The sequence below is a fragment of the Serratia sp. MMO-28 genome (assembly GCF_037199905.1).
Lineage (GTDB): Bacteria > Pseudomonadota > Gammaproteobacteria > Enterobacterales > Enterobacteriaceae > Chania > Chania oryzae.
In genome coordinates, this window is the sequence record NZ_JBBCVB010000041.1 from 1 (window position 1) to 16,759 (window position 16,759).

Annotated in this window: 15 protein-coding genes; 8 read left to right on the forward strand and 7 right to left on the reverse strand. The window is 56.5% G+C overall.

Annotated features, from left to right (window positions below; all coding sequences use genetic code 11):
* Positions 1 to 144: 144 nt before the first annotated feature.
* Positions 145 to 756 (reverse strand): transglycosylase SLT domain-containing protein, encoded by a 612-nt coding sequence (locus WG891_RS24465; protein ID WP_337264844.1) that lies wholly within the window; start codon positions 754 to 756, stop codon positions 145 to 147.
* A gap of 269 nt (positions 757 to 1,025) precedes the next feature.
* Here WG891_RS24465 and WG891_RS24470 point away from each other — a divergent pair, with 269 nt between their 5' ends.
* Both WG891_RS24470 and WG891_RS24475 read left to right on the forward strand, forming a co-directional pair.
* Complete coding sequence (locus tag WG891_RS24470; protein ID WP_337264845.1) at positions 1,026 to 1,322, forward strand: type II toxin-antitoxin system RelE/ParE family toxin; 297 nt, start codon at positions 1,026 to 1,028, stop codon at positions 1,320 to 1,322.
* A 12-nt stretch (positions 1,323 to 1,334) separates the two neighbouring features.
* A complete protein-coding gene (locus WG891_RS24475) occupies positions 1,335 to 1,640 on the forward strand; it encodes a HigA family addiction module antitoxin (protein ID WP_337264846.1) in 306 nt (101 codons plus the stop codon).
* A gap of 70 nt (positions 1,641 to 1,710) precedes the next feature.
* Here the strand turns inward: WG891_RS24475 and dkgA are convergent, their stop codons facing one another.
* The 3 genes from dkgA to yqhD form a co-directional block, all read right to left on the reverse strand.
* Positions 1,711 to 2,526 (reverse strand): 2,5-didehydrogluconate reductase DkgA, encoded by an 816-nt coding sequence (gene dkgA, locus WG891_RS24480; protein WP_337264847.1) that lies wholly within the window; start codon positions 2,524 to 2,526, stop codon positions 1,711 to 1,713.
* Positions 2,527 to 2,603: 77 nt separating this feature from the next.
* Positions 2,604 to 3,650 carry an NADPH-dependent aldehyde reductase Ahr gene (gene ahr, locus WG891_RS24485; protein ID WP_337264848.1) on the reverse strand — a complete coding sequence of 349 codons (1,047 nt, stop codon included), beginning with the start codon at positions 3,648 to 3,650 and terminating at the stop codon, positions 2,604 to 2,606.
* Positions 3,651 to 3,791: 141 nt separating this feature from the next.
* Positions 3,792 to 4,955, reverse strand: a complete 1,164-nt coding sequence (gene yqhD / locus WG891_RS24490) for an alcohol dehydrogenase (protein WP_337264849.1) — start codon at positions 4,953 to 4,955, stop codon at positions 3,792 to 3,794.
* A 224-nt stretch (positions 4,956 to 5,179) separates the two neighbouring features.
* Here yqhD and WG891_RS24495 point away from each other — a divergent pair, with 224 nt between their 5' ends.
* Positions 5,180 to 6,064, forward strand: coding sequence for an AraC family transcriptional regulator (locus tag WG891_RS24495; protein ID WP_443006333.1), 885 nt, complete (start codon positions 5,180 to 5,182; stop codon positions 6,062 to 6,064).
* On the opposite strand, the gene WG891_RS24500 is transcribed toward WG891_RS24495, so the two are convergent.
* Complete coding sequence (locus tag WG891_RS24500) at positions 6,061 to 6,729, reverse strand: DedA family protein (protein WP_337264851.1); 669 nt, start codon at positions 6,727 to 6,729, stop codon at positions 6,061 to 6,063. The two genes, WG891_RS24495 and WG891_RS24500, sit on opposite strands and share 4 nt — an antisense overlap.
* A 179-nt stretch (positions 6,730 to 6,908) precedes the next feature.
* Positions 6,909 to 8,096, reverse strand: a complete 1,188-nt coding sequence (gene metC / locus WG891_RS24505) for a cystathionine beta-lyase (RefSeq protein ID WP_337264852.1) — start codon at positions 8,094 to 8,096, stop codon at positions 6,909 to 6,911.
* A 272-nt stretch (positions 8,097 to 8,368) separates the two neighbouring features.
* Here metC and exbB point away from each other — a divergent pair, with 272 nt between their 5' ends.
* Together exbB and exbD are read left to right on the forward strand one after the other, a co-directional pair.
* Positions 8,369 to 9,298 carry a tol-pal system-associated acyl-CoA thioesterase gene (gene exbB / locus WG891_RS24510; RefSeq protein WP_443006330.1) on the forward strand — a complete coding sequence of 310 codons (930 nt, stop codon included), beginning with the start codon at positions 8,369 to 8,371 and terminating at the stop codon, positions 9,296 to 9,298.
* A gap of 3 nt (positions 9,299 to 9,301) precedes the next feature.
* A complete protein-coding gene (gene exbD / locus WG891_RS24515) occupies positions 9,302 to 9,724 on the forward strand; it encodes a TonB system transport protein ExbD (protein ID WP_337264854.1) in 423 nt (140 codons plus the stop codon).
* Between the two features lie 58 nt (positions 9,725 to 9,782).
* Here exbD and WG891_RS24520 read toward each other — a convergent pair whose 3' ends face one another.
* The gene (locus WG891_RS24520) at positions 9,783 to 12,506 is read right to left on the reverse strand and encodes a tannase/feruloyl esterase family alpha/beta hydrolase (RefSeq protein WP_337264855.1); all 2,724 of its coding nucleotides are present in this window, start codon (positions 12,504 to 12,506) and stop codon (positions 9,783 to 9,785) included.
* A gap of 399 nt (positions 12,507 to 12,905) precedes the next feature.
* Between WG891_RS24520 and WG891_RS24525 the strand changes: the two genes are divergently transcribed.
* The 3 genes from WG891_RS24525 to WG891_RS24535 are packed head-to-tail and all read left to right on the forward strand — an operon-like array spanning position 12,906 to position 16,648.
* A complete protein-coding gene (locus WG891_RS24525; protein ID WP_337264856.1) occupies positions 12,906 to 14,360 on the forward strand; it encodes an alkaline phosphatase in 1,455 nt (484 codons plus the stop codon).
* 48 nt (positions 14,361 to 14,408) lie between these two features.
* A complete protein-coding gene (locus WG891_RS24530; protein ID WP_337264857.1) occupies positions 14,409 to 15,935 on the forward strand; it encodes an alkaline phosphatase in 1,527 nt (508 codons plus the stop codon).
* The gene (locus tag WG891_RS24535; RefSeq protein WP_337264858.1) at positions 15,932 to 16,648 is read left to right on the forward strand and encodes a hypothetical protein; all 717 of its coding nucleotides are present in this window, start codon (positions 15,932 to 15,934) and stop codon (positions 16,646 to 16,648) included. Before WG891_RS24530 ends, WG891_RS24535 begins: the two co-directional genes overlap by 4 nt.
* Positions 16,649 to 16,759: the final 111 nt, after the last annotated feature.

A 16,759-nucleotide genomic window follows, 5' to 3' on the forward strand; every position in this document is an offset into this window, starting at 1 on the left:
GCGGTCAGAAAGCTCAACTGACGGTATTATGGAAAAATATCGCGATCGCGACCTGCGGTCGCTAGAAAAGAAGAACCCCACCTGAAAAAGTGGGGTTAGTCAGCAGTCTGAGGGAGCCAGCGGCTCCCTTTTTTCGCCTTTATTTTACAGTTGGTTATACGCTGCTTCGACCTTAGCCATATAGCGCGGAGCCTGTGGTGAAGGATGATGTTTGCGCACGTGCCAGTTGAAGGCTTCCGGGGACAGGCTATTGATCATGTTAACCGCCTTTTGGCGATCGCTGGAGAAGGTACGCAGCAGGGCACCCGCGCCGTTGACGTAGGCCACTTCGGTGGCATAGCGCAAGGTAACGGGATTATCGATGCCGCCGAGTTGGCGCTGCAGCGAGGCCAGATAAGCGGTGCCGAGATCGATATTGATCTGCGGATCGCGCAGCTCTTCATCATCCGGGCAACCGCTTTTGCCTTTGAAACGGTATGCATCACAGCCCGCGGTGCTGGCTTTGAGCTGCATCAGGCCGATAGCGTTGGATTTGCTCACCGCGCTAGGGTTAAAGCTCGATTCCACCTGAATCATCGCGGTGATAAGTTTTTCATCAACGCCGTACTGCGCCGCAGCCTGTTCAATCGCGCTTTGATAGGAGCGTGGCTGGTAGTTACCGCTGCTGTTACGGGGTTTCTCGCCCGCACAGCCAGCCAGAAGCAGCATGAGGACGATGATGATCGGACGAGGCCAAGTCAGAAGAAAGCGTTTCATGATGCTCCATGCGGTTGTTTCAGTCGGGGCGTTGAGACAGCATGATAACGTCAGTGTAGTGCAATAAAAACGGGTAAACATGTTTGCCAGTGTAACCCGTGATGCCAAAAGGCAGAAATTAGCGATTCGCTAGAGTGGCCAATATTCTTTTAATAGACCTATTTCTTTATTAAATGTTCCATTTATGACTCATTATGTGCCAAAATGGAAGCATAAAGTGCCTTTTAGGATACAATGACGCTTATCAACGGATACTGTCAGGTGTGCCAATGATAGGAAGTTTCAAGGATGGGGAACCCGGCATATTATGCAGGTTTTACCAATACAATGAGCGCAGTGGGGTGATTCCTGCAAGTATTGAAAGCCAATTACGACGAAAGCTCAGTATGTTGGCGGCAGCAAGCACTGAACGGTCATTGTTTCAGCCGCGTAGTAATAATTATGAGCGACTTTCGGGCAACTTGGAGGGCTGGTCAAGTATACGGGTGAACATTCAGTGGCGGCTTATATTCCGCTGGCGAGACGGTGCGGCCTATGATGTCTATCTGGATCCACACAAATACTAATGGGGGGATAATATGGACACGATTACTGCCGAGCCTACTACTGTAGGTGAAATGTTGAACGAAGAGTTCCTGAAGCCATTAAATATTACCCAGCAACAATTAGCTGATGCGATGAAATTATCACGTAAGGTCATTGGGCAAATTATCAACAATTCACGTCGCCTCAGCGTAGAAGAGGCGAGCAAATTGGCCGCCCTGTTTGAACTTGATGATGATTTCTGGATTAACCTACAGGCTGCACACGATCGTTGGGAAGCCCACAATCTGATCGCTCTTCACCGCTATCCACCCATTAGCACTCTCCTCGCTGTGGGTTGATACAAACCTGCACTGAACTGTAAGGGCCGATTCCCTATCGGCCCTTACAGAGATACACCTCAGACTGAAATTACAGCGACTCGGGATCCGGCCCTAGGCGGTTGCCGATATCCAGTGTAGCGATCTCGCTCAACTCTTCTTTATCCAGTTTGAAATCAAATACCTCAAAGTTTTCGCGAATACGCGCTGGCGTGACTGATTTCGGGATCACCACCAGGCCGCTGTCCAAGTGCCAACGCACCACGATCTGTGCCGGAGTCTTGCCGTATTTCTCGGCCAATCGCTTGATGATGGGTTGATCGAAAACGCCTTCACCGCCCTGCGCCAGCGGGCTCCAAGACTCGGTGGTGATATGATGCGTGGCGTTCCAGGCGCGCAGTTGGCGCTGTTGCAGCATTGGGTGCAGTTCGATCTGGTTGATCACCGGCGCAGTACCGGTTTCGTCGAGCAGGCGCTGCAGGTGCGGCACGTGGAAATTACACACCCCAATGCTTTTTGCCAGCCCTTGCTCACGCAGCGTGATCAGGCCGCGCCAGGCGTCGACATACCGATCCTGTGCCGGTTTTGGCCAGTGGATCAGATACAGATCGACATAATCCAGCTTCAGCTTTTTCAGGCTTTTTTCCAGCGCCGCTTGCGGGTTGCCCTGATCGTCGTTCCACAGTTTGGTGGTGATAAACAGTTCGCTGCGCGGGATCGAGGTGGATTGCAGCGCACTGCCAACCCCTTCCTCGTTGTTGTAGATCGCCGCGGTATCAATAGAGCGATAACCCACTTCCAGCGCTTTGCTGACCGCGTGAGTGGCTTCTGCAATACTCGCTTGCCAAACACCGAGACCCAACTGCGGCATCAGATTACCATCGTGGAGTTTGATGACGGGTTGCATGCGTTGTCTCCTTAATAATAACTTCCAAGACAGGGTTAATTTTAGTTGGCAACTCCAGGCACTGCTGAGGTTGTCTGCTAAGCGTGCATATCCAATACGATACGATAACGCGCCTTGCCCGCTGCCAGATGCGCCATGGCATCGTTGACTTTGCTGAGTGGGAAATGCTCCACCTGTGGCTCAATACCGTGCCGGGCGCAGAACGCCAGCATATCCGCCAGCCGCGAAGGGGCACCGGTGGGTGAAGCAGAAAGCTCCGCCTGTTTGCTGATAAAGGCGAACACCTGAACGGGTACCGGATCGGGCACTGCGCCGACGAAATGCAGGCGGCCTTTCGGGGCCAGCGTGCCGAGGAACGCATTCCAGTCCAGCGACGCGCTGGCGGTGACCAGAATAAAATCGAGCTGGTTGGCAATCGCTTTCAGGGCCGCACTGTCGTTGCTGGCGACCACGCGATGCGCCCCCAGCGCCAGCGCTTCGTCACGCTTGCTGTCAGACGAGGTAAAGGCGGTGACTTCACAGCCCCAGGCGTGCATAAAGCGGATTGCCATATGCCCCAAGCCACCAATCCCCACCACGCCGACGCGCTGTGTGGGGCGCACATCGTACTGCAGCAGCGGGTTGAAAACGGTGATCCCACCGCAGAACAGCGGCCCGGCGCTGGTGACGTCAACCCCTTCCGGCAGTGGAATCGCCCAGGCCCAGTGGCTGCGGATGCGATCGGCAAAGCCGCCATGCCGGCCAATGATGGTGGGTTGTACTTTGTGACACAAATGCTGATCGCCAGACATGCAGGGGTGGCAGTGCATACAGCTGCCGCGGTTCCAGCCGACGCCCACCACTTGGCCGACTTTCAGCCCTTTGTGTTGTGCGTGGGCCCCGAGTCTGACCACTTTGCCGACCACTTCATGGCCCGGAACGAACGGATAGCGGGTGATACCCCATTCGTTGTTCAGCATCGATAAATCGGAGTGGCAGACACCGCAATAGTCGATCGCCACCTCGATATCGTCCTCGCTCAACTCTCCGGCGTCAAAACTGAAGGGTTCGAGAGGCTTACCTTTGCCAGGGGATACCCAGGCGTGAATGGTATTGTCAGAAAAAGGGTTGGATTGGTTCGCCATAATACTCTCCCATTGATTAACGAGACGATGTCATGCGATACGATCGAAAGCGCAGATGAAACGCAAAACTGTACCCGGCAAGTGGCCGGGTACAGAGGGCGGTTAGAAACTAAAGCCTAGCAGGAAACTGTGATGTTGCGTTTAGCGTGCTGTCTGATAAATCCGCTGGCTGACTTCCAGCGTGATGTCCTGGTGCTCACCCAGCGCGGTCATACCGTGCTGATGCAGCTTGTCGATCAGCGCAGGGATCGAACTGCCATCGAGCTGGTAATCAGACAGACGGGTCGGCACGCCCATTTTTTCAAAGAAGGTGCGGGTAGCAGCGATGGCGGCATCAATACGGCTGTCTTCAGAGCCGTCGCGCAGGCCCCAGACGTGCTCGGCGTATTGCAGCAGTTTGGCGCGTTTCTGTGCTTTCTTCTCCACCAGCAGCGCTGGCAGCACGATAGCCAAGGTTTGTGCGTGATCCAGCCCGTGCATGGCGGTGAGTTCGTGGCCGAGCATATGGGTTGCCCAGTCCTGCGGCACACCGGCACCGATCAGCCCGTTCAGCGCCATGGTGGCACTCCACATCACATTGGCACGCACCGCGTAGTTTTCCGGCTCTGCCAGCGCGCGCGGGCCGTCTTCCAGCAGCGTCAGCAGCAGGCCTTCGGCGAAGCGATCCTGCACTTTGGCATCAACCGGGTAAGTCAGGTACTGCTCGAGGATGTGCACAAACGCATCTACTACGCCATTGGCGATCTGGCGCGGCGGCAGCGAATAGGTCACTAGCGGATCCAACACGGCAAACAGTGGTTGCACGTGTGGCGAGAAGAAGTGCTGCTTATCGCCGCTGCTTTGGCGGGTGATCACCGCGCCGCTATTGGATTCAGAACCCGTGGCGGGCAGGGTCAGCACGCAGCCCATCGGTACGGCGCTGGTGATATCGCTGCCGACGGTTTTCAGGATATGCCAAGGATCGCGATCGGCGGTGTAGTTGGCTGCTGCAGCGATAAATTTGGTGCCATCAACCACCGAACCGCCACCAACGGCCAGCAGGAAGTCGATGTTTTCCGCACGAACTATCTCCACCGCTTTCATCAGCGTTTCGTAGGTCGGGTTCGGTTCAATGCCAGCGAACTCCTGCACGTTGCGGCCTGCCAGCGCAGAATAAACCTGATCCAGCACGCCGTTTTTCTTCACGCTGCCACCGCCGTAGGTGATCAGGATACGAGCCTCTGCCGGGATCTGTTTTGCCAATTCGGCGATCTGGTTTTTGCCAAACAGGATTTTGGTCGGGGTATGGAGAGTAAAGTTTTGCATGTTCGATTTCTCTTGCGTGTCAGGGGGGCGCCAGCGGCGCAAAGAATAACTGGAGTGTATTGTCAGTAACTTAGCGCTGTTAGACAATGCACATTCCTATCGGTGTCTTGCCTATTTCTACTTAGTATTGTAGAAAATACCGTTTTTTTACTATTATCTGTGCTGGATTATTCTGGATGTAAGAGGGCGTTTCCGTGACCGAAATTGATCAGCTGCGTGGCCGCATGGCGCGTCAGGCAATGCGTTTTGCCAGTGTGAAAGGTTACAGCCCTTCGCCGGTGCCCAAGGTGAATATCCTGTACGTTAACGAATATTGCCCGCGCCAGCCGGTGATGTACGAACCCGGCATTGTGATCATCTTTCAGGGGCACAAGGTGGGCTACTGTGGCAACAAGGTGTTCCAGTACGATCCGCGCAATTATCTGCTGATGACGGTGCCGTTGCCATTTGAATGCGAAACCTTTGCCAGCCCGCAGCAGCCGCTGGTGGGGCTAGCGGTGAATATCGATACCCAAGTGCTGCAGGATCTGCTGATCGACATCGGTGATGACGATTATCTGATGAAGCCGCGCGTTGAAAGCAGCGGCGTCAATCTTGCACCGCTGACGGATGAAATGCTGTGCGCCACCGAACGCCTGCTGGACGTGATGGAGAAACCGCTCGATGCCCGCGTGTTAGGGCCGCAGATTGTGCGTGAACTGCTGTATTACGTGCTGCGCGGCAGTTGTGGTGCCTCGCTACAGGAGTTGGTTAACCGCCATACCCACTTCAGCCAGATCGCCAAAGCGCTGCGGCGGATTGAAAGCCAGTATGCCGATAACCTTAACGTCGAGCAGTTGGCCAACGAGGTCAACATGAGCGTTTCAGCGTTCCACCATAACTTTAAAGCGGTGACCAACACCTCGCCGCTGCAGTATGTGAAATCCTATCGCCTGCACAAAGCGCGGCTGCTGATGGTGCATGATGGGCTGAAGGCCAGTACGGCGGCCATCCGTGTGGGTTATGAAAGCGCCTCGCAATTCAGCCGCGAGTTTAAACGCCTGTTCGGTATTACGCCGAGCGATGAGCTCGCCCGGCTGCGGGACAGCAACGTGATGATGCAGGGTTAAACGCTAGCGCGGCTGGCGCGCTTCTTGCGCCAGATCACCAACATGGCCCCGAGGAAACCAAACACCAGCAGCACGATGGGGAGGATCATCAACCCGGCCATTACCTGATCCTCATGGCGTTTCACCAGTGGGATCTGACTGAAAGCGTAACCTAGGCTGATCACCGATCCCACCCAGAGCACGCCGCTTAGCCAGTTAAAGATCTGAAAGCGCGTACTGCTGAGGCCTGAGATCCCTGCCATGGTGGGCAGCAGCGTGCGGACAAACGCCAGAAAACGGCCAATCAGCAGCGCCATCAGGCCGTGGCGGTTAAACAGCATGTGCGCGCGCTGGTGGTATTGGACCGGGAGCTGGAGCAGCCAGCCTTTCACCAGCGAGGTATGCCCCAGCCATCGCCCTTGCAGATAACTCAGCCAGCAACCCAGGCTGGCGGCGACGGTCAGGATAATCAACGCGGGGAGAAACCCCATTACCCCTTTGGCGATCAGTGCTCCGGCCAAGAGCAACAGGCTGTCCCCCGGCAGGAAAGACGCGGGCAGTAAGCCGTTTTCCAGAAACAGGGTGGTGAAAAGTACCAGGTAAACTACCCAAATCACGCCGGGTTCGGCAAGGGCAGCAAAATCGTGCGTCCAAAGCGCGTGAACAATCTCTCTTAATACATCCATTTTTTGTCCTGCGGAGCCTAATCTAATTCTTTGCGGGCTACCGTGCTTTTAATCATGCTCAATTGTGTGCTGAGTGTAACGCTATTAGCTTAAGTGGACATTAAACAGAGTGTAGAAATGTGCTACGAAGGATAAAACGTGTAAAAAAAGAGCGGCAGATTTGCCGCTCGGTCATTTTTTTAGGCGATACGCCTAAAACCGGCGGCCAGATCGTCGATCAGATCCTGCACGTTTTCCAGCCCGATGTGTACGCGCACCAGCGTACCGGAGAAATCAACGCCACCCGCAGGGCGAATGGCGGCCAGCTCTTCTGGCTGATTGGCTAGGATCAACGACTCATAACCGCCCCAGGAATAGGCCATGCTGAAGTGGCTGAAGTTGTCGAGATAATCGGCCAGTTGCCGATCGCTCAGCCGCTGCTTCAGCACAAAGGAGAACAGGCCGTTGCAGCCGCTGAAGTCACGGCGATAGAACTCATGGCCTTTACAGCTTGGCAACGCCGGGTGATTGACCACCGCCACTTCGGGCCGCTGCGCCAGCCACTGTGCCACCGCGATGCTGCTCTGCTCATGCTGTTTCAAGCGCACGCCTAGAGTGCGCAAACCGCGGCTGGCCATATAGGCGGTGTCGGCGTCGACCATTTGGCCCATCAGGTAAGAGTATTCACGCAACCGATCCCAGCAGCGGGCATTGGCCACCGCGGTGCCGAGCATGTAGTCGGAATGACCGATGATGTATTTGGTACCGGCCTGAATCGAAATATCGATATCAAACTCCAGCGCCTTGAACAGCACGCCGGCCGCCCAGGTATTGTCGATCATAATGACGATCTCCGGGTTCACAACGCGAATGGCGTTGACGATGGCCGGTATATCCTGCACCTCCATGGTGATGGAACCGGGAGACTCGAGGAACACCACCTTGGTGTTGCTCTGGATCAGATCGGCGATCCCGCTACCGATCAGCGGATCGAAATAGGTGGTGGCCACATTCATACGGCCAAGGATATGGGTGCAGAAGTCCTGCGTCGGTTCATAGGCGGAACCGGTCACCAGCAGATGATCGCTCGCGCCAACGAAAGACAGAATGGCATTGGCTACCGCTGCAGCGCCACAGGGGTAGAGCACACAGCCTGCGCCGCCTTCCAGTTCGGTCATGGCGTCCTGAAAGGCAAAGTGGGTGAGCGTGCCACGGCGCCCGTAAAACAGCTCACCCTGTGCGCGTTTGGCGGTGGCGTGCTTTTTGGCCGCCACCGATTCAAACACCAGTGAAGATGCGCGTTGGGTGACCGGATTGACCGAGCCTTGCGTGTAACGCTTGCTGCGCCCGGCCGCGATCAGCGCGGTTTCGATATTTTTTGACGTCATGTTGGGTTTCCCTTTGCCTTGCTCCCCTGCGATAGCACTTACGTTAGCATGGTGCTTAATAGCCATCCAGACGTTTTAACCGCCATGAAAAGAAATGGTGACGATCGCTGTGTGTGCAGCTAACACACAGGCTGTTTGATATATGGCAAGTCTCGCAATCAAATAGTAATGATAACCACTATCAATTACGGCTTGATTTGATATGATCGCAGGCTGAATTCTTCCGTAACTGTTGAGATGGGTGGAGGCACAGCGTGAAAACGGCTGTCAGAATGATGAATCGAGAAGCCTGTGGGCAATGGTGTGCGCTGGGGCGCAGGGCGATCGTGTCACTGGTATTGCTGGCGGGGCTGGCTGGTGCAGCGCAGGCGGCTCCGGCCAATGCACCGGCAATCAGTGAAAGCGTGGCGGCAGCAGCGATGCCAGCTGAAACTGGGCTGATGCCGCTGAACCCGGCACCGGCGATCCAACCGCCAGAAACCCGCGGCATGGATCTTTCCGTTTGGGGGATGTACCAGCATGCGGACGTGGTAGTCAAAGCCGTGATGATCGGCCTGGTGCTGGCTTCGGTTGTTACCTGGACCATTCTGTTTGCCAAAGGCAGCGAACTGATGCGTTCCAAACGCCGTCTGCGCCGTGAACAACAGGCGCTGGCCGACGTGCGCTCGTTGGACGACGCCACCGAGCTGGCGCAAAACTTCTCTGCAGAAAGCATCAGTGCGCAGCTGTTGAATGATGCGCAGAACGAATTGGATCTGTCGGCAGCGTCCAACGACAACAACGGCATTAAAGAACGCACCGGTTTTCGCCTGGAACGCCGCGTAGCGGCTTACGGACGCCAACTGGGGCGTGGCAACGGCTTTCTGGCCACCATCGGCGCGATTTCACCCTTCGTCGGCCTGTTTGGCACCGTCTGGGGCATCATGAACAGCTTTATCGGTATCGCCCAATCGCAAACCACCAATCTGGCGGTGGTGGCTCCGGGGATCGCCGAAGCGCTGCTGGCAACCGCACTCGGCCTGGTGGCGGCAATTCCAGCGGTGGTGATTTACAACATTTTTGCCCGGGTGATCGGCGGCCATCGTGCCGAAGTGGGGGATATGGCCGCGCAGGTGTTATTGCTGCTGGGGCGCGATCTGGATCTGGCGGCCACGATCGAGGCTAAACGCGCGCAGCACCAGCACCAACTGCGGGTGGGGTGACGTATGGCGATGCGCTTAAATGAAGATCTGGACGACAGCGGTGAACTGCATGACATCAACGTGACGCCGTTTATCGATGTCATGCTGGTGCTGTTGATCATCTTTATGGTGGCTGCGCCGTTGGCCACGGTGGATATTCGTGTCGATCTGCCCGCGTCGACCGCCAAGCCGCAGCCGCGCCCGGAAAAGCCGGTGTTTCTGTCGGTAAAGGCCGACAAACAACTGTATGTTGGCGATGATCCGGTAACGGCCGAGCAACTGACATCTGTGCTGGATCAACGCACGCAAGCGAACAAAGAAACCCCCATTTTCTTCCAGGCGGATAAGACCGTCGATTATGAAACGCTGATGAGCGTGATGGATATGCTGCGTAAATCCGGCTATCTGAAAGTGGGGCTGGTGGGGATGGAAGGCGCAGCACGCTAACAAGGCAGGTAACATCATAAACCAGCATGTTACCTGACCGTCGCTTCACGTTCGTCTGTTAATACAACAGCCCAAAACCAAAGCTATCGTCTGTCACTATCGACAGAATGCCGCCGTTGGTGGTGTAGCTGCCGCTGATGGCTCCCGCTGCCGTTATCACGCCCAACACCGGCTGGTTGTAGGTCAGCACGCCATAGCTGTTAGCCTGAAAAACCGTGGTGCCGCTTAATTCGGTATCAAACTGGCTGCCATCGCTGCTGCTGACATGATAGTTGCCATCCGCCGCACCGGCCGCCAACGGCAAAGCGGAAGGCTGTGGCGCATAAAAAACCATACCGTAGGCCGTGGCCGAACGGGTCAGAACCAACGGAACCGGTTTGCCGTTGACCATACCGCTAATCAGCGAACCGCTTAGCGTGCCATTGTTTTTATCGGGAGTACCGCCGACAAAATAGTCAAAGGCATTACGATCGCTGTTCCAGGCGATGTAGCCTTTGCTGCTGAGCGTACAGTTTGCATCATAAGTGATAAAACCCTGTGTGTTGGGGTCTTGGCAGGTTTGCCAGGTGGCAGCGGATGAACGCAGCCGTGCTGACCCGCTCAACGGTGTGGCGCTGTCGTTGCTGACGCTGTGCTGAATACCGCTGGCATTGTAAATATCCGCCACCGCCTTGTAATCGCTGCTGATGTTCTGGAAGGCGACCAGCGGTAAAAATTCTGCTCCTGATACTTTTGCTATCCCCCCTGCCAATACGCCCCCGCCAGTGAAGGTAAACTGGGCACCGTTCTCGTCACTGCTGAAGGTACAGCCACTATGGGCCTGCAGAGTCCCGCTGCGCAGCGTACCCGCCGGGCGTTGCAGGCTGGCATCAACGGTGATGCTGTAGTTCATGGTGGCAGGATCGAACTGCACGGTCAGCTCTTCACCAAAGGTATCCCCGCCTTTATAGGTTGTGGTGGTGGTAGGCAGATGGGCGCAAGCCTGTGGAACGACGTTACCGCTGTCGGTACAGCTGTAGTTGATGGCGGCATCCAGGCTACCGGTTCCCTGGTATTTCGGCCAGGAAGGATATTGGCACAGCGGCCGGGTCCGCCCATAGGTTTGTGCATTGGTATCCATCACCCAACGGTTACCCGGTGCCACGCCGCGCTCGACCCAGTTTTCCAGTGCCGTTAATGAATTCCAGGCGGGCAGAAAGCTGCCGGTGCCGTGCCCCATACCGGGCACGGTATAAAAGCGCACTCCCTGGTTGACGGCGTCTTGCCCGACGTTATCCGTCATTGCCTGATACCAGGCAATGGTGGAGTTTGGGCTAATCACTTCGTCAGCCAGCCCATGCAGCAGAATCAGGCGATGCTGATGGCCCAGAAACTCGGAAATGTCGGGGTTGGTGGCATCGGTGATTGCAGAAACCTGCTGTACCCGCTGCGTATAGGCACCCGGATTGGCCGGGTTAAAGGTCAGAGCATCGAACGTGGGCTCGCGGGTAACGAAATATTTGACCCACTGATCGCCGGTCACATACATATTGGCATCCGCTTTGGCGGCGGGGTTGGCGGGAACCGGGCGCGTCCCCAGATTGCGGGTGGTAAAGGGGCCGGCAACCAGCGCGCCCTCCAACAGATTATACCCTCCGGCAACGCTTACGCCGTTGGCCAACGGATAGTTCAGCTTTAAAGGGGACTCGATCACCTTAACGGTGGCGATCTGGGCATCGGAGAGACAGGTATCACCGCTGTCACCTCCTCCTGGGCAACGCAGATTGGCCAGCACCTGGGTGTTCGTCGCGCGGCACCCTTCCACATTGCTGATCACATTGTCTGCGGCGCCGTCCAGCCGATCGCAGGCCTCCATTGCCGCCTGCTGTACCAGCAGGGTTTTGTTGATGTTCAGCCAGCCCGCGCCCCCATTGAGGTACAGAGCCCGGCCCACCGCCACGTTCGACAGGCGAGTGCCGGTGTAATTCAGCGCCGGTTCATTGGCAATCACGCCATCATAGTCGAGCGGCCAGCGCTGGATATAGCCCAGCGCATCGCGCCCGCCGGTTGAGGTGCCGAGAAAATAACTATGTTGTGGCATTTTCTGATAACGCTGTTGCAGCAGCAGTAACGCGACGTCATGGGTTTTTTTGAGGGTGTCACCGCCGTAGTTGGCCAGTGCCTCATCATCCATGGCAAAGCTGCCATCGGTAATACTGCCGCTCTGGTGGCCGGAGTCATCGCCCCAGGTGGCATACCCTTGTGCCAGCGGAGCGGGGTTATTCGGCAGCGCAAAACGCACCGTTTCCGTGCCATCAATCAGCCTGCCATTAAAACCGCCGCCGCCAAAGTGAATGGCCTTATTGTTCCATTGCGTGGGGAGGTTAACGGCAAAATTGATTTCTGGCGCGCTGCTGTTGGAGGGGAAAATCTTGCCGCGCACCTGACAATATTCCCCCAAGCTATTTCCGCTGGCGTCCGCGAGGATCAGCGTCGCTTTCTCTACCCGTGCCCCTCCGCTGGGCAGGGTGATGGCTGAGGCTGGTAGCGTGACGTCATTGAGCCGATCGCAGGCCTGCTGTGCAGTAAGCTCGGGGCTCACGGGTTCAACGGGGGTCTCTGGCGTCACCGGTTCCGGTGAGGGGGCTGGCGTTGTTGGTTCCGCCGGATCGCCCGCATTGTTCGCGGCAGACTGCGTATCTGCTTCCGACGTCGGGTTGCAGCCAGCCAGTAGGGTGCAGACCAGCGCGGCGAGCAGCGGAGAGACGATCTTTTTACGCCAAGGCGTAGGTGGGTTTTTCATGACGTGAATGTCCTTATGCATGAATGCGCTATGTGGCGAAATTGAAACACCATTTTAACCTCTGTGCACCGCTAACGATTTGAACTCATCCACGAAATTAATGTATTTCATGTTGAAGAAAGAGGCGCAGGGGCTGCAGGGAACGCAATAAACGCCATAAATCAATGCAGCAGGCCATGGAGGAAGAGGCGATCTTCAGCGCCGCTACAGTTGAAGTGCTAATGATCGTCAACGGCCACTGATCCGGGTTGCGCCGCGCTCCAGCTGTACTCTTCTCATCGTCTTCCCGTTGCCATCTTTTTGTCACACATCCTCTCTAGTTTGTATGTCTAGACATGTTCACATGTTGCCAATTAATACAAAAACGCTGTTTACCTGAAGCTTTAATAGGGAGGTTAGATGAAACGCAATATGCTCTGCCGGATGATTCTTGGCGCGGTTTTTGCCGTAACGGGCTGTAATGACAGTGATTCTGTTAGCAGCGCCCAGAGCGAAACGCCAACACCTGCGCCTGCACCGCTAGCGGTGCCTACCAAGAACGTGCTGTTCTTTCTGGGGGATGGTATGGGGATTGCCACCTTGACTGCGGCACGTATTTACAGCGTTGGGGAAGAGGGCGACTTAACGATCGATACCCTGCCGCAAACGGCGTTTGTTCATACCTATTCGAATGATGCACAGGTTACCGACAGCGCACCTTCCATGTCGGCCTATATGACGGGGCTCAAAACCAATAACGAAGTGATCTCGATGTCACCTGATACCAAGGCGACCAATCCGCAGGGCAAGCCTTATCAGGTCAACTTCGACAGCACCTGCCCGCCGGGTAACGGCCAGGCGGTTGAAACCTTGTTGGAACAGATGAAAGCGGCCAACTATGGCACCGGGATAGTGACGACCACCCGAGTCACCCATGCCACACCGGCGGCGACCTACGCCCATGTCTGCCATCGCGATGCGGAAAACACCATTGCCGCCGCGCTGGTACCAGGCGGCCAAGGGTTCAACACCAAACTGGGGGACGGTATTGACGTGATCCTCGGTGGTGGGACCAGCTACTTCACGCCAGCGACCGCAGGTGGCACCCGTGGCGATCAGCGCAACCTGATTGCCGAGTTACAGGCGGCCAACTACCGCTATGCGGCCAACAAGCAGCAGTTTGAGCAACTGCCGGTTGATGGCAGCAAGCTGGTGGCGTTGTTTACCCCGAATCATATGTCTTATGACCTGGATCGCGATCCGGCGCAGGAGCCGAGCCTGGCAGAAATGACTGAAAAGGCGATTGACGCCCTGGCCGCTAAACAGAAGGGCTTCTTCCTGATGGTGGAAGGGGGGCGCATCGATCACGCCCTGCACGCAACCAACGCCCGCCGAGCGTTGCAGGACACGGTGGCGTTCGATGAGGCGATCAAAATGGCATTGGACAAGATGCAACAGATTGATCCCGGCTTGCAAAATACCCTGATCGTGGTCACGGCCGATCACGATCACACGCTGCAGATGAACGGCTATGCGCAGCGTACCGGTAAAACCCAAGAGGGCAACCCTGGCGTGCTGGGGGTTGTGAAGAACTATGTCAACGGGGCCAACTCAACGGACGTGGACGGTAACCCTTATACCATCATCGGCTTCGGCAATGGCCCGGCGCATCAGGCGACTCGCGGGCCGATCGACGAAAGTGCTCTGGAAAGTGCTGATTTCTTGCAGGAGTCGGTGATCCCGCTGAAGAGCGAAACTCACGGCGGCGGCGATGTGTTCCTGGCGGCGCAAGGATTGGGTGCGGAACAGTTCAGCGGCACGCTGAATAACGATCGGGTATTCAGCCTGATTAAACAGGCGATTGACTTGCCGTGAGCGCCAGCAGGCTAAGCATAATTTCCTCTTTCCAGAATGAGCAAAATCATGAAAACAAGACAATCTGTGGGTAAGTTCCAGAGCGTTACGCTGTTCCTGTTGGGCCTGTTATCCCTGGCTGGTGGCCATGCCCATGCGGCAAACGAAGCCAAGAACGTGATCTTTTTCCTCGGCGACGGCATGGGGCCGGTAACCGTGACGGCTGCCCGTATCTATAAAGGCGAGAAACAGCTGGCGATGGAGCCGGGAGCGCTGAGCAGCAGTGAGCGCGCAGAGCTGACCATGCAGTCGCTGCGCAATGCGGCACGCATCAAAACCTTCTCTAATGATGCGCAGACCACCGACAGCGCACCGTCGATGGCGGCTTACATGACCGGCGTGAAGGCTAACAACGAGGTGATCTCGATGTCTGCCGATACCCAGGCCTATGCGGCTTCGGGTGAGCAATATATCTCGGGGGAAGACAGCACCTGCCAACCTGATAATGGCCAGCGGGCGAAAACGCTGTTGGAGCTCTCCAAGGCGGCAGGGCGTTCGGTGGGGGCGGTGTCGACCACGCGCGTTGGCCACGCCACGCCAGCGGCCACCTATGCCCATATCTGCAACCGTAATGGCTACAACACCATCGCGGAGCAATCGGTGCCGGGGAACCCTAATTACAATACGTGGTTGGGCGATGGCGTAGACGTTTTGATGGGCGGCGGGCAACGCAACTACCTGCCGAAATCAATCAACCCCAGCAGCAAGCGCAGCGATAATCAGAACCTGGTGAGCGCCATGCAGAGCGCAGGTTACACCTATATTAACAGCGGCTCGCAGTTACGCGGCCTAGATACCGGCTCGGTCAATAAACTGCTTGGGCTGTTTGCTCAAAGTGAAATGGCTTATGAGCTGGATAGGGTGAATCAGAACCTGGATCAGCCGAGCTTGGCGGAAATGGCCGAGAAGGCGCTTGAAGTGCTCAGCCGTAACGACAAAGGATTTTTCCTGATGGTGGAAGGCGGGCGCATCGATCATGCCCTGCACGGCAGCAATGCTAAACGCGCGCTGGAAGATACCCTGGCGCTGGACGAGGCGATCAAGAGCGTGCTGGCGTTTATGCAAGCCAAGGATCCTGGGCTGAAGAACACGCTGATTGTGGTGACGGCTGACCATGACCACTCCATCGCCTTTAACGGCTATGGCAAGATTGGTAACCCGATTCTGGGCAAGGTGTACGACTACCAGAACGGTGAACTGGCCAAAGCCGCCGATGGCAAACCTTACACCACATTGGTGTTCGGCAACGGTGGCCGCCCCAATGCCAGCGCCAGCAGCCAGACCAACGTAGAAGATGGCAACGCGCCTTGGGTGGCGCCGGCGCGTGGCGCAGAACGTGAGGATTTGACCGACGTAGATACCACGCAGGATAACTTCTTGCAGGAGGTCGGCATCAATCTGGGGGCTCCGGGGGCGGAAACCCATGCGGGTGGCGATGTGATGCTGTACGCCGACGGTGCCGGTTCGCAGATCTTCAAAGGCACGCTGGATAACACCAACGTCTTCTTCAAGGTGAAAGAGGCGGCCGGTTTATGATCCCCCTGCGGAAAATATTCAGCCTGGCGTTGCTGGTGATGGTGGCGCTGCCCGTGCAGGCTCAGAACACGGCACAGCCCGCCGAGGCACCGGCGGTGAATCTGCGCTTGAGCTATGAAAACCGTTCAATAGGGCATGATGGCATTCAACGTGATAGCCGCTACACCGATCTGATGTACCGCCGCGCAGGGCTGGTCTGGATCGAGCGTGAGCTGCCGCAAAGCGTGCGCGCAAGTGCGGCGCATGGGCATGACGATAGCGTTTCACCCCATGCCGGCCATGCGCACAGCGAAGCGCAATGGGCACCACTGCTGATACGCCGCGATGCGCAAACCGGGCAGGTGAGCGTGCAGGCGGTCTTGCATAATCTGCGCCGGGTTATCGATGTGGAGCTGGCGCATTACGGCAACGTGGGATATGGCGGTTCCTGGGCGGCGGCCTACTGGCTGATCGAGCCTGCCGCGTTGAGCCGTATGGAAAAGCGGGGCCCGGAGCAACGGGGGATCCAGCACTATCAGTTACAGCAGGGGGAGCGCACCATCAAGGTGGCCTGGGACGTGGCCGGTCAGTATGCTCGCAGTATTGAGCAGCGCGATAGCCACGGCACATCGATCCAAAGCATGACGGCGACGCCGTTTGTGGCTCCGCCCGTGCTGCCTTGGCAACAACTCGCGGATTATCAACGAGGTGATTACTCCGACCTGCTGGATTAACCTCGACATCGCTGAACCAAGGCTCGATAATGAAAACGCCTCTACGGAGGCGTTTTCATGACCAAAATACGGGAAACGGAGGCTATTTTGCAGGGAAAATGGATAAAAACG

Excerpts from the sequence above, each read along its gene's own strand:
- WG891_RS24475 (WP_337264846.1), top strand. The coding sequence starts at position 1,335 with ATGGACACGATTACTGCCGAGCCTACTACTGTAGGTGAAATGTTGAAC.
- WG891_RS24520 (WP_337264855.1), bottom strand. The coding sequence starts at position 12,506 with ATGAAAAACCCACCTACGCCTTGGCGTAAAAAGATCGTCTCTCCGCTG.
- ahr (WP_337264848.1), bottom strand. The coding sequence starts at position 3,650 with ATGGCGAACCAATCCAACCCTTTTTCTGACAATACCATTCACGCCTGG.
- WG891_RS24465 (WP_337264844.1), bottom strand. The coding sequence starts at position 756 with ATGAAACGCTTTCTTCTGACTTGGCCTCGTCCGATCATCATCGTCCTC.
- WG891_RS24535 (WP_337264858.1), top strand. The coding sequence starts at position 15,932 with ATGATCCCCCTGCGGAAAATATTCAGCCTGGCGTTGCTGGTGATGGTG.
- WG891_RS24470 (WP_337264845.1), top strand. The coding sequence starts at position 1,026 with ATGATAGGAAGTTTCAAGGATGGGGAACCCGGCATATTATGCAGGTTT.
- metC (WP_337264852.1), bottom strand. The coding sequence starts at position 8,096 with ATGACGTCAAAAAATATCGAAACCGCGCTGATCGCGGCCGGGCGCAGC.
- yqhD (WP_337264849.1), bottom strand. The coding sequence starts at position 4,955 with ATGCAAAACTTTACTCTCCATACCCCGACCAAAATCCTGTTTGGCAAA.
- WG891_RS24500 (WP_337264851.1), bottom strand. The coding sequence starts at position 6,729 with ATGGATGTATTAAGAGAGATTGTTCACGCGCTTTGGACGCACGATTTT.
- dkgA (WP_337264847.1), bottom strand. The coding sequence starts at position 2,526 with ATGCAACCCGTCATCAAACTCCACGATGGTAATCTGATGCCGCAGTTG.
- exbD (WP_337264854.1), top strand. The coding sequence starts at position 9,302 with ATGGCGATGCGCTTAAATGAAGATCTGGACGACAGCGGTGAACTGCAT.
- WG891_RS24495 (WP_443006333.1), top strand. The coding sequence starts at position 5,180 with ATGGCGCGTCAGGCAATGCGTTTTGCCAGTGTGAAAGGTTACAGCCCT.
- WG891_RS24525 (WP_337264856.1), top strand. The coding sequence starts at position 12,906 with ATGAAACGCAATATGCTCTGCCGGATGATTCTTGGCGCGGTTTTTGCC.
- exbB (WP_443006330.1), top strand. The coding sequence starts at position 8,369 with ATGATGAATCGAGAAGCCTGTGGGCAATGGTGTGCGCTGGGGCGCAGG.
- WG891_RS24530 (WP_337264857.1), top strand. The coding sequence starts at position 14,409 with ATGAAAACAAGACAATCTGTGGGTAAGTTCCAGAGCGTTACGCTGTTC.